The 12176-nt window shown below is 52.3% G+C and carries 14 protein-coding genes; 13 read left to right on the forward strand and 1 reads right to left on the reverse strand.

Going from position 1 to position 12176, the window contains the following annotated elements; genetic code table 11:
* Positions 1-6: 6 nt before the first annotated feature.
* The 11 genes from ACERY3_RS14930 to ACERY3_RS14980 all read left to right on the forward strand — a co-directional run bounded on the left by ACERY3_RS14930 (position 7) and on the right by ACERY3_RS14980 (position 10237).
* Positions 7-966, forward strand: a complete 960-nt coding sequence (locus ACERY3_RS14930) for a hypothetical protein (protein WP_033144533.1) — start codon at positions 7-9, stop codon at positions 964-966.
* 8 nt (positions 967-974) lie between these two features.
* Positions 975-2930, forward strand: a complete 1956-nt coding sequence (locus ACERY3_RS14935) for a vWA domain-containing protein (protein ID WP_048980623.1) — start codon at positions 975-977, stop codon at positions 2928-2930.
* Positions 2930-3616 (forward strand): ABC transporter ATP-binding protein, encoded by a 687-nt coding sequence (locus ACERY3_RS14940; RefSeq protein ID WP_087823597.1) that lies wholly within the window; start codon positions 2930-2932, stop codon positions 3614-3616. Before ACERY3_RS14935 ends, ACERY3_RS14940 begins: the two co-directional genes overlap by 1 nt.
* A 31-nt stretch (positions 3617-3647) precedes the next feature.
* Positions 3648-4829, forward strand: a complete 1182-nt coding sequence (locus ACERY3_RS14945) for an ABC transporter permease (protein ID WP_233423224.1) — start codon at positions 3648-3650, stop codon at positions 4827-4829.
* Positions 4819-6354 (forward strand): SUMF1/EgtB/PvdO family nonheme iron enzyme, encoded by a 1536-nt coding sequence (locus tag ACERY3_RS14950; RefSeq protein WP_081318792.1) that lies wholly within the window; start codon positions 4819-4821, stop codon positions 6352-6354. The genes ACERY3_RS14945 and ACERY3_RS14950 overlap by 11 nt, the downstream gene beginning before the upstream one ends.
* A gap of 18 nt (positions 6355-6372) precedes the next feature.
* Positions 6373-7071 (forward strand): hypothetical protein, encoded by a 699-nt coding sequence (locus ACERY3_RS14955; RefSeq protein ID WP_373225913.1) that lies wholly within the window; start codon positions 6373-6375, stop codon positions 7069-7071.
* An 11-nt stretch (positions 7072-7082) separates the two neighbouring features.
* Positions 7083-7565 (forward strand): hypothetical protein, encoded by a 483-nt coding sequence (locus ACERY3_RS14960; protein WP_058840478.1) that lies wholly within the window; start codon positions 7083-7085, stop codon positions 7563-7565.
* 51 nt (positions 7566-7616) lie between these two features.
* Positions 7617-8093 carry a hypothetical protein gene (locus ACERY3_RS14965; RefSeq protein ID WP_058840477.1) on the forward strand — a complete coding sequence of 159 codons (477 nt, stop codon included), beginning with the start codon at positions 7617-7619 and terminating at the stop codon, positions 8091-8093.
* 25 nt (positions 8094-8118) lie between these two features.
* A complete protein-coding gene (locus ACERY3_RS14970; RefSeq protein ID WP_048980632.1) occupies positions 8119-8547 on the forward strand; it encodes an IrmA family protein in 429 nt (142 codons plus the stop codon).
* A gap of 1 nt (position 8548) precedes the next feature.
* Positions 8549-9799: a hypothetical protein gene (locus tag ACERY3_RS14975; RefSeq protein WP_143347584.1), complete on the forward strand. Its 1251-nt coding sequence runs from the start codon at positions 8549-8551 to the stop codon at positions 9797-9799.
* Positions 9800-9940: 141 nt separating this feature from the next.
* Positions 9941-10237 carry a hypothetical protein gene (locus ACERY3_RS14980; protein WP_058840475.1) on the forward strand — a complete coding sequence of 99 codons (297 nt, stop codon included), beginning with the start codon at positions 9941-9943 and terminating at the stop codon, positions 10235-10237.
* A 58-nt stretch (positions 10238-10295) separates the two neighbouring features.
* On the opposite strand, the gene ACERY3_RS14985 is transcribed toward ACERY3_RS14980, so the two are convergent.
* The gene (locus tag ACERY3_RS14985; RefSeq protein WP_373225914.1) at positions 10296-10898 is read right to left on the reverse strand and encodes an ATP-dependent Clp protease proteolytic subunit; all 603 of its coding nucleotides are present in this window, start codon (positions 10896-10898) and stop codon (positions 10296-10298) included.
* 88 nt (positions 10899-10986) lie between these two features.
* Between ACERY3_RS14985 and ACERY3_RS14990 the strand changes: the two genes are divergently transcribed.
* Both ACERY3_RS14990 and ACERY3_RS14995 read left to right on the forward strand, forming a co-directional pair.
* Positions 10987-11373, forward strand: a complete 387-nt coding sequence (locus tag ACERY3_RS14990; protein WP_058840473.1) for a VOC family protein — start codon at positions 10987-10989, stop codon at positions 11371-11373.
* 185 nt (positions 11374-11558) lie between these two features.
* Positions 11559-12176: a response regulator transcription factor gene (locus ACERY3_RS14995; RefSeq protein WP_033144524.1), complete on the forward strand. Its 618-nt coding sequence runs from the start codon at positions 11559-11561 to the stop codon at positions 12174-12176.

Genomic DNA, 12176 nt, shown 5'->3' on the forward strand with positions numbered 1-12176 from the left:
CTGGACGTGATCAAACCTGAACTTAAGACGCTGACCCCTATACAACCAGGATTCGCATTGCTCTTGTTGAAAGGCTGGAAAGGCGATGCCGAGGGCGTCACAATCTCGGTAGTACGTAATCAGGATCGCCTGTATCTGGATAGCCACGGTGATTGGGTCAGTGGCGAGATTTTCCTCGCCCTTCCTCCACTGATACAAAATGAGGAGACGCCCTGCGTTCAGGTCGGCCCTTCTCTGATCGATCCACTACTCGCCAACCGCCAGGCGGCCTATCGCATCACCATCAAAGATGGAAGTAATAAGGATATGGGGATTCTGACCATCGCTGAAGGGCTACTCAGCTCCCAGGCCGGTGGTGAAAACCCACTCCCGGAAAATATACAGACGCTGAATGATACCCCCATCGTGCAGCCGATGTCCGTTCAAGAACCGGAACCTGTCGTTTTAGAACCTGTCGCAGAAAAGCCTGTATCTCAACAGCCGCATAAGCCGAAAAGTAAGCTGCCGTTATTTGCGGGATTAGCCATTCTATTGCTCCTGCTGGCCGCTGCTGGGTGGTGGTTTACCCGTAAGCCAGAGCCTGCAATTCCAGCGGCACCTCCCGCGCCCGTCGCGAAAACTACCGGGCCGTGTGGTGATGAACAAATGGCGAGCGGCAATGAAATGGCGTTCGTTAAAGGGTGCCTGCGTAGCCAGCCAAGTAGTGCACAACTGCTGGACGTCATCGCAAAAGCGAAAGCGGCAAAACATTGCGATATCGCTCAGCGCCTTTACGCCTATAAAGCCCAGTCCGGCGATACGCAGATAGCTGTTCGTTATGCACAAGAATATGACCCGAAAACCGCAAAACCAGGGGGATGCTTCAATCCTGACGCAGAGACAGCGGCGTATTGGTATGAATCGGTTGTAAATCAGGACCCGCAGAATAACGAGGCCAAAGCCCGTTTAGCTGAGCTGAAGAAATAGGATAAACAATGAAATACATGCATTGGTTCAGTAGCCTGGTGTGTGCCGCAACGCTGGCATCCCCCGCCTGTGCCGCGGGTAAACAGCCGCTTTTGCAGGAAGGTAAACATGCGTTATTCCAGCGGGTACTGACTTACCCAGGCTGCCAGCTGTCCGCCAAAGCAGGTGAAGCAGGTAAAGAGCAGCCGGCCTTCAGTCGATTCTATGTTTACCAAAGGACAACGCAGGGTCAGGACACGTGGCTGCAGGTTGGGCCGGACAGCTTTGGTCATACCGCTGGCTGGATGAATTCCTCCTGCACCGTTGACTGGAAAATGCAGCTGACGCTGGCGTTTACCAATCCTGCTGGCCGTCAACCGATGCTGTTCTTTAAAGAGAAATCCGACGTTGAGTCTCTTCTGAACAGCAAAAACCCTGCGGCAACATTGCAACCAATGCTCAACAGTTTGAGCAGCCATAAACCGGTCCCGCAGGTTCTGGCACGCGAGCCTGATTACATGGTGGATCAGTTAAAAAACTTTTATCTCTTACCTGTTCTTGGCTCAGATGATGTGTTTACCGATACCGGCTTCCAGGTACGTGTACTCAACGTTGCCTCCGTCAGCGAAAAGTCGCCCGCAAAAAAGGCCGCGTCCGCTGCTGATGAAAAGAACATGATGAAAGGGTTCTCCGCCTCGGTTGTCTTTGTGATCGACTCCACCATCTCGATGGGACCGTATATCGATCGCACTAAAGAGGCGATCGATAAGATCTACAAGAGGATCGAGAAGGAACACTTACAGGATCAGGTCAAGTTTGGCCTGGTAGCTTTCCGCTCCAGCGTGAAAGCGGTGCCGGGTCTTGAATACGACAGCAAGATGTATGTCGACCCCAATACTGTTAAAGATGGTAAAGACTTCCTCGCTAAAGTACATGACCTGAAGCAGGCTACCGTTTCCAGCAGCAAGGTTGATGAAGATGCTTACGGCGGGGTCATGACAGCGCTGGACAAAGTGGACTGGACGCAGTTTGGCGCCCGCTACGTTGTACTGATTACTGACGCAGGCGCGCTTGATGGCACAGATAAGCTCTCGTCAACCCATCTGGATGCCGCCCAGGTGCGTCAGGAAGCCGCCTATCGTGGCGTTGCGCTGTATGCGTTACATCTGAAAACCTCTGATGGTAAGAAAAATCACAGTTCTGCTGAAGCCCAGTATCAGGAGCTGACGTTAAATCCATTCCTGCACAAACCGCTCTACTATCCTATTGATTCAGGTGATGTAAATAGCTTCGGTAGTATGGTCGATAACCTGGCGAATGCCATTACCGGCCAGATTAAAACAGCCTGGAGCGGCGAAGAAACGGCGGGGAGCGCGCTGGGGGCAAGCCCTAAATATGCCGGTAAGAAAGAAGATCCCCTGCTCAGTGATGCCGACAAGTTAAGTAAGGCAATGCGTCTTGCCTATCTGGGTGAAAAGCAAGGCACCACGGCACCACCGGTATTCAAGTCATGGATAAGCGACCGCGATCTGATTGACCAAAACATCCCGGCGACCGAGGTGCGCGTACTGCTCACGAAAAGCGAGCTCAGCGATCTGAGCGATGTCATGAAGAAGATCGTCAATGCCGCCAATGAGGGGATGATCTCTCCGGATGACATGTTTGCCAGCCTGCGTTCTCTGGCGGCAACCATGGGCAACGATCCAAACCAGGCGAAAGGGAAAAATGCGACCCGACTCGGAGAGATGGGACTGCTCGGTGAATATATCGAGAGCTTACCTTACCTCAGTGAAGTATTGAGCCTGGACGAAGAAACCTGGAAAAGCTGGGATGGCCTTGAGCAGGAGCGTTTCATCCGCAGGCTGAATACCAAGCTTAATTACTATCAACGCTACAACCAGGATGTAGACCGTTGGGTGGCATTAGCGCCCGATAGCGACCCACGCGATAACGTTTATCCGGTACCTCTGGAGAACCTGCCCTGATGTTGAGGATCCGCGATATGGAGATCAGCCGGGGCGGGACGCATGGCTATAGCGTCGCCCTCCCGCACCTCTCGTTGAAAAAGGGAGAGGTGGTCGCTCTAACCGGGCCTAGCGGGTGCGGTAAAAGCACGCTTCTGGAGATGATAGGGGCGATCCTTCGCCCAGCGCATCTTGCCGAATACCGGCTCGCCGGTCGCGATATTTCAATACCGCTCATGGCTGAAAACGAGCCTGTCCTGGCCGCGCTTCGCGCACGCGAGCTTGGGTTTATGCTACAGCACGGCGGCTTGTTGCCCTGGTTACCCGTGATAGAAAACATCACTCTGGTTCGCAGGCTGGCAGGACTTAGCCTACAGTCAGCCTGGCTCGATAAGGCCATCGACAGCCTGGGCGTGCGGCCGCTGCTGACAAGAATGCCTTCCCGGCTTTCTATCGGCGAGCGCCAGCGCGTTGCCTTCATCCGTGCGATTGCCCACCAGCCACGCTTACTCCTTGCCGATGAACCGACTGCGGCGCTGGATCCTGATAATGCAGACCGGCTGTTTGACCTGATGATCGGCATGGTGCGCTCACTGGATATGGCAGCCATTGTTGTGAGCCACGACTGGCAGCGCGTGACGCATTTTGGGATTGACCGATATCAGGCCGTGACCGGAGAGGGAAAAAGTGTCTTCTTACCCAGCTGATATGCCAGCGTCAGGCACCCTGCTATGCCGTATGGCTCTGCGCGATCTCATTCACGATCGCAAGGTCGCGCTGTGCATCATCTTCTCTTTGATTGCCGTTATCGCACCGTTATTGCTGCTGTTCGGATTGAAGAATGGCATTGTCAGCCAGCTTCGCCATCAGCTTCTCGACGACCCTCGCACCCGGGAAGTACGTATAACGGGTAATGGTAATTATGATTTTGCCTGGCTTGATAAGCTCGCCCGCCGTTCAGAAGTCGGATTTTCGATTCCGTTAACCCGTTCGCTGAACACTCAGGCCGATCTGGTCCGGGACGGGCAACACTTTGTCCCGGGTGCTGAAGTGATCCCGACGGCCAAAGGCGATCCTCTTTTGCAGGATGTCAGAGCACCGGTCAAAGACAGCGATACCGTACTCAGCGCCAGTGCGGCACGGCGCCTTGGCGTGCAGCCAGGAGATATCCTGCGCCTGATGGTGAGCCGAAAAAGCGAAGGGAAAAACCAACGCGCCACGTTCGCTTTAACCATTACCGGCGTGCTGGATGACGCAAAATTTTCACGTCAAGGTGCCTTTATTACATTGTCTTTGCTTGTTGCTCTGGAAGACTACCGCGATGGCTTTCAGGTTCCCTTGCTGGGGGTCAGCGATGGCAAGCCGCCCAGAGAGAGAACCCGCTATTCAAGAGCACGTATCTATGCCAGTTCGATAGATGACGTTTCACTCCTCGCGCGGTGGCTGGAGACGCAGAACATTGAGGCTATCACTCAGTCAGCTCAAATTGAGTCTGTGCGTGCCATCGACCGTGTGCTGGGGATTATCTTTGGCGTGATTGCCTGGATCTCTGCATCAGGGTGCATCGCCTCGTTAGTCGGTGCCTTCATCGCCAACATTGATCGTAAGCGCAAAGATATGGCCGTGCTGCGCCTTCTGGGTTTTCGCCGTCGCGCTGTGACGCTTTTTATTATTATTCAGGCGCTGTGTTTGACTGGCGTCTCATACGGACTGGGTGTGATCATCTACCTGCTGGGCAGCGCATTGTTCAACCATGTGTTGGGCAGTTCTTTACCGGACCAGGCATTCATCTGTCACCTTGACCCCCTTCATTTTATCGCCGCATTGCTCTGTGTCCTTGCCGTGGCGTTAGGCGTGGCCGCTATCGGAGCGCTGCGCGCATTGAAAATCGAACCTGCGGAGAGTTTACGTGAAATCTAAACTGGCGATGAGCCTGGCTATCATTGGACTCGGGTACGCCTGCGCGGCGAAAGCCACCTGGGATGAAAAGTTCTGGAACCCAAAACCTCTGGCCGATGACGTGATATTGCCTATGCCGTGCGACGGTGCCATGGCATTTCGCAAAGTCGCTATCCCGCTGAATAAACCGCTGGAAGATTACAACATCACGCTGGGGCAAGAAGGCGACGACTGGGGATACGTTGAACAATCTCGCCAGGAACACATTGCAGGCAGTTTCCCGGAGAAGGGTGGTAAGGGCCGTTATTACCTGATGGCCAAATATGAACTGAGCGACCTGCAGTATCGCGCGCTTTCTGGGGAATGCCCGACGACGGATATGAAAGGACGTTTACCGAAGGTGAGTATTGGCTGGATGGATGCCATGGTATTCGCAAATCAATACAACCTGTGGTTACGAAAAGAAAAACTTTCTGCACTGCCTGAAGATGATGGTCAGGCGGGATTTTTACGGCTTCCGACAGAAACCGAGTGGGAGTTTGCCGCACGCGGCGGGCTCGCGGTTTCCCCCGCAGAGTTCCGCGATCGCCACTTCCCCATGCCTGAAGGATTAAACGGTTATGTCTGGTTTGCGGGGGCACAGTCTGCAAATGGAAAACTTCAGCTTACCGGCCTGCTGAAACCTAACCCGCTCGGATTGCACGACATACTGGGCAACGCAGCAGAGATGATGTTTGACCCGTTCCGCCTGAACAAGCTCGATCGCCTGCATGGTAAGGCTGGGGGCTATGTCGTTCGGGGGGGCAGTTATATGACTCCTCAGGCGGATATCCGCAGTTCACTGCGTGGAGAGGAGCCGTACTATGCCAATGCGGGCGAGAATACAACCAAAAGCACCGGTGTTCGTCTGGTTTTAGTTTCCACAACCCTGACATCACGCGAGCGGGTGAAAGAGATTGAAAAAGAGTGGCAATCATTAGGCACGGGTAAAAAGGAGACACCTGCAGGCAAAGCTGATGATTCGCTAAAAAACCTGAATGCTATCTCGGCAAAAGTCCAGGATGACGCACTGAAGAAACAACTTGAGCAACTGCGCGGTGAGCTGCGCGCAAATAGCCAGCTTCGGGATGAACAACGGGATCAGGCAATACGCACATCGTTACAGTTGGGCGCCTTTTTGTGCACAAAAATGAAAGATGACGGCGAGTTTTACGATCGTCTCAACCAGCTCTTCACCAAAACCTGTGCCGCAGGCAGCCAGCTTGATGCTAATTGCTCCCGCCGTCAGGAACAGCTTGGTCAACATCAAAAAGCCCTTGATTTTATTACCAGTTATTACGCTGACACCCTGGTAGACATGGGCACAACCTATGACAAACCCCTCATCGAACCGCAGGTCGCTGTCGTATTGCAACAGATGGCTGCACGCGGAAAAACCAACCTTAACGGTTATCTCGATACCTACTGGAAGAACCTTCAGGGGTACTGGAAAGATGGAAAAGTTGCGCGCGAGGCGTGGCTTAGTTCATGTAAAAAAAATAATTAAATAGTTCAGGAGATTGGAATGTTAAAGGTTATTCGCACAGCAGTGATAGCAGGAATGATGGTATTTCTGGCGGGGTGCCAGAATGGCAGTACGGGAAGTAGTGGCGGCGTCGACCCGCGCCTTGCCAATAATCAGGACGTTGAGTTTTTCAATAAATCAGGCTGGCAGGCCTGTGCTGGCGGCGCGGTAATCGGCGCACTGGCCTGCGCTGTCAGTAACTCCAGCAACAAAGCGGTATGTATGGCCGCCGCCGCTATCGCCGGTTGCGGTGTGGGTATGGGGGCTAACGCCTATCTGGATAATCAGCGCAAAAAATACGCCTCCCAAGAGCTGCAGTTAAACGCAACGATTAAGGATGTTGAAGCCGAAAACAAACGCATTCAGAACGCAACCAGCGTTGCAAAATCGGTTATCGACTCTGATAAAAAGACCCTCGCTCAAATAGAAAAAGATATGGCTGCAAACACGGTGAAAAAAGACGCCGTACAGAAGCAAATTAAAGGAGTGGATGCCAACATTGCTTACCTTCGCGGCACCATCACCGACATGAAAAAACATGAGAAGCAATGGCAGGACGTTTCTGCAGACATGAGAAAATCCGGCAGTGATACCCAAAATCTGGATAGCGAGATTGCGTTGATGCGCGACAAAATTGGCTCTCTGCAGGGCGAGCTCGATAGCCTCTATACCCAGCGCACCGCGCTGAAAGTCGGTTGAGGGGAATAGCAATGCGTTATATTTTTCTTGCATTCAGCGCACTCATATTAGCCGGCTGTGCCACTAACGCGCGAGATTGTGACCCGACAACCGGTGATGTCAGCATTATTACCAAATTTAACTGCAACTACTCCGGCACCTGGGATAAGCGCGTTGAAGATAAACAAAAAACGCTGCAACACGATCAGGAACTGAATAAAGAGTTCAAAGCGGTGAATGATGCGATTGAAAAAGAGAAAGCACTGAGCAATGCCAACGTAGCCAGTAAACAAAAATCGCAGCAAGAACTGCAAAAGTCGATGAACAATCTGGTCGCCCAGTTGAAGAAAAAAACAGCTGGCCGGGCTGATGCTCAAAAGCAAGTTGCAGACCTGGAAAAAAGTATGAAGGAGGCGCAAAACAAACCAAGCACTTCCGAATTGCAAAAACAGATGGAACTGCAGAAGCTGCAGGGACAGCTGAATGAATTACAAGAAACACTGGCTTCACAATAATAAAATAGCAGCCGGATTACCGGCTGCTTTACCTGCTAAGGAAAAATAACGTTGAAATCTCAATTACTCTCTGCTGGATTATTGACACTTCTGGCGACAACTCCAAGCGTTCATGCTGCACCGCCTGAGCCTGAACTTATTTTCAACTGCGAACTCACGAACGGAAAATACGTTATCGTCCGTCTGGATCACGATGTTCCTACTTATTATTACGGCTCACTTGAAAAAGTAGAAATGACTCTCCCCCAAAATGAGGGAGACAAAACGCAGGTTCGCCTGGGTGAAATGACGTTCTCAGGTGGAGGCGCTTATTATTATCGTTTCATCAATGGCAACTACAGCTATGTTGTTTATAGCGGTACGGGAAAAGGATGGGATTATACCGGCCTGAAAGTATATAAAAACCAAAAGCTCATCATGAAAAAAGAGTGCACTAATGGGGGGTTTTTACCTAATGAATATCGCGGTCAAGGCCTCGTAAAAGAAGCGGACACCGGTGATGATGCAACATACGGTTATGTTGATTAATACATCATTTTCAGGATGGTAAAATATGATGAGCCGTTACTTACACTGTAGCACAGTATTCGCATGTCTTTTATTCGCTGCTCCAACTCATGCGATTGAGATCTGGCACTCAAACACCGTCTGGGCAAATCAAGGGATGTGCAGCGCCACTTTCACGCTGGACAGTGGCATGGAAAGCGTTGGTTCGTTAGAGATAGGCTTTGACCTCGTTGATGCAAAAAATAACCTTGTAGCTCATGATACTTTGCAGGTAGACCCATTCGGCGATTCTGATGCCACGCGATACCAAACGGCTTTCGCCGAAGGCGAACATTATTGCGAAAGCAATCTCACGCTGCGCCTGACGTCACTGGCATTAGTTAACGGAAAGACCAAACAGCCTTTACCTCTCAGTTTGCTTACACCAAGGGCATTTATTCCATTCCCTATCATTAACCCGCAGGCAGATCACTAATATGTCTATAGACGCTGAAGCAAACTCAACACCTGACAATAATGGACCTGCCCTTTGCTTTTTGTTATTACTTATCTTTGGCGGGTTCGTTTTCTTTATACCTGCAAGCGTTGTGGTCGCCTTCCCGGCCGTTCTCGCCGGTTCCTTCCTGTATTTTATCTGGTATCTTATTTCGGAAGGGCATTTAGGTAATATTCTTGGCAGTATGATCGTCAGCATGATACTTATGGCTATCGCCGCAGCTATTCCTGTCATTGGCTGGATATTGTTACTTCTGTGGATCTTCTACAATATTGCGAAAGCCTTTGAGACGATAAAAACATTACTTCCCGATGCGCTCTTTAGCGCTGTTCTTTATGGATGTTTGCTCTTTCCCGTTATCCAGGAAATGGCAATGGACGGGGAGAGCAACATGGCTGCCACTATCGCTTGTGGTGTCGTGTACGTGATAACTGCAGGGCTTTATTGTTCCAGGTTAACGCAGCTGGCAACCAACACTAAGCAAAGTATTTTCTATTTTTCAATTATGTGGCTTTCGGTCCCACTTATCGCACTTCTGATCGTCTCGATTGTGGCATCCTTGCGCGCGGCATTCAGAACCGTGCTGACCCCGGTGCAGACCGTGGTCAAAACCCCGCAAAACGTATCAGCGCATATGCGAGGCGGGAGCCATGTCAACGCTTACACCCGAACTGTGACCACTATTCAACATAGCGTGACCTCCCAGACGCTTCCGGGGATGGGAGCTGTTGGGGCCTCTATGGTTGGTTCCGTATCGGAGGCAACGATAACAACACCACAACAGCCACAGCAAACCTTGCCAGCGCTGGAACACAAACCAGCCGGGGGTGAATTGACACAGTATGCGACGAACAAAGACCACAATTTTTACCGCTACGACAATCTCAACGCGAAAAAAATAAGCAATTTCGTCCAGGCGGCCAGTCATCGTCAATCACTGCCTCCTCTCACGGAAGATGCGATCCTGTTCTACTACGACGAAACGGTTTTCGGTCAAGGGGATCATGGTGTGGTATTAACCGATGACGGTGTTTTTTGCGTGTTGGGAAAATTGTATGAAACTTTCTACGCCCGCTTCAGCGAAGTCAGTAGCGTAGTCATAAAAGGATCCTTTAATAAAAAAATTGTCCTGCATATGAAGAATGGCCAGAAACATAATATTGAACTGACTCAATCAAATGCCGGGGCAAAAAAAATCTACGAACTTATCAGCATCGCAGCCCAGAATTAAGTAATCCTCCAGGCACCCGCTCAACGGGTGCCTTTCAGACTTCCGCATGACACATTCTGACAGTTTCACGCTTTATCGTGATCGCCATATTTACAGCGGCTTATATCGTTATGTTAAGAGAGAACTGTCATGAGGCCTGAAATGAGCGATTTCACTGAACTGCCGGTCACTGGCTTTGTTAAGACCACAACAGCGGTCTACACGCGTAAACAGAACCCCTCGGTATTCTCGCCCGTGGCGCGTGAACTCCCTGCGGGAAGCCAGCTGACGGTGCAGGCTGCGGTGATGGGGGATGCGGTGGAAGGCAACGTGCACTGGTATCGCATTGATGAGGATACATACATCTGGGCGGGGGCATGCACACGGCTCGATCCTTACCCGGCGTTTCCGCCAGGCACGCGAACGAACTGGATGGCGGTGGTGTTCGAGGTACGCTAGGTCCGGCGTAGGTCGGGTAAGGCGAAGCCGCCACCCGACTCAAACACGCCGCGAAAACTTAATCCAGCTTCAGCTCGTCATAATGGGTAATCAGTTTACCCACGATGCCGTAGTCCAGCGCTTCTGCCGGAGACATCCAGAAGTTGCGATCGGTGTCTTTTTTCACTTTTTCCAGCGGCTGGCCGGTGGCGTCAGCGATCAGCTTGTTCACGCGATCCAGCATGCGGATGATCTCGCGCGCTTCGATCTCAATATCCGTCGCCTGACCGCGCACGCCGCCCAGCGGCTGGTGGATCATAAAGCGGGTATTTGGCAGCGAGTAGCGGTGCTCTTTTTTCGCCGCCAGGAAGATGGTGATCCCGGCGCTCGCCACCCAGCCGGTGCCGATGACGTGAACTTCCGGGCGAATGAACTTGATGAAGTCGTGGATGGTATCGCCCGCTTCCACGTGGCCGCCCTGGCTGTTGATGTACAGCTTGATCGGATCGGTGCTGACGCTTTGCAGCAGGATCATCTGGGTGATGACCTTCTGCGCCAGCTCCTGGTTGATCTCACCGGAGATCACAATCGAACGGGACTCCAGCAGTTTTTGCTGCAGAGTGCCCGCGCCGTTTGACCCTTCCGCTTTTTCCTTGTCGCTATCTTTCAGTGTGTAGTGCATTGTTATTTCCTCAGCTTGTCGCGCTCAAAACCAGAGTGTAGCCTGTTTTACCGGTGAAAGTCCTCACAGACAAATAACGAGGGAGCTTATGAATATTGCCCATGTCGCACTCTGGACCCGCAGCCTGAACGCGCAGGTTCAGTTCTGGGAAACGGTGTTTGGTGGCCGCAGTAACGAACGCTACGTTAGTAAAAATCGTCCCGGTTTCGAATCACACTTTATTACGCTGGATAACGGGCCGACCATCGAGCTGATGACGCTGCCGGATCTGCCCGATGCCCCTGCGCACCCGGAGTTTATCGGCTGGGCGCATATCGCCATCAACGTCGGCAGCAAAGCGCAGGTCGACAGCATGGCCGAGCGGGCACAGGCAAACGGCACGCTGCTCAGCGCCCCGCGCATGACCGGGGACGGCTTCTATGAAGCGGTGATCGCGGATCCGGACGGCAACCGCATTGAGCTTGTGGGTGCATAAAATCAGCGTTTCGTTCCTTAACCGCTCCGGTCACGGATCGCTATACTTCATCTTCATACGGTTATCATATTGTTAAATGATAATGATAGTTAATGTGTTAAGATGAAAGTCAGCATAAACAGTCCCTTACGTAACCGGCGGGATTGTTTGCATCCTCGACATGTAAATCAGCACCGGGGCGGTGAATGGAACACATTGTGTATGTGGTTGATGACGATGACGCGGTCAGACAGTCCGTGATCGGGCTGCTGGATTCGGCGGACCTGAACGCCGTCGGCTTTTCATCGGCAGAAGCGTTTCTTCAACACCGCTTTGAAGAGCTCCCGTCGTGCGTGGTCCTCGATATGCAAATGCCCGCCATCTCGGGCTTTGAGGTGGCTGACGCCCTAAAGGACAGCGGGCGCGAGATCCCGATTATTTTTCTTACCGGCCACGGCACTATCCCGATGTCGGTGCGCGCCATTAAAGGCGGCGCGTACGAATTTCTCACCAAGCCCGTCGAATCCACCGCGCTTATCGACGCCATTGAGTCCGCGCTTCAGCTGGCGGAACACAACGCCGTGCGCAATAAAGAGCACTACGCCCTGAAGCAGCGCCACATGTCCCTCACCCCGCGCGAGCACGAGGTGCTGACGCTGGCGATAAGCGGCATGCTGAACAAGCAGATTGCCGCCGAGCTGGGCGTCAGCGAGATCACGGTGAAGGTGCACCGCCGCCGCGTGATGGAGAAAATGCAGGTGCGCTCCGTCGCGGAGCTGGTCAGGGCCGTTGAGCGCCTGACCAATAGCCAGCCTGCGGAGTAA

This window comes from Enterobacter cloacae complex sp. ESBL7, assembly GCF_041679625.1.
Classification (GTDB): Bacteria; Pseudomonadota; Gammaproteobacteria; order Enterobacterales; family Enterobacteriaceae; genus Enterobacter; species Enterobacter asburiae_B.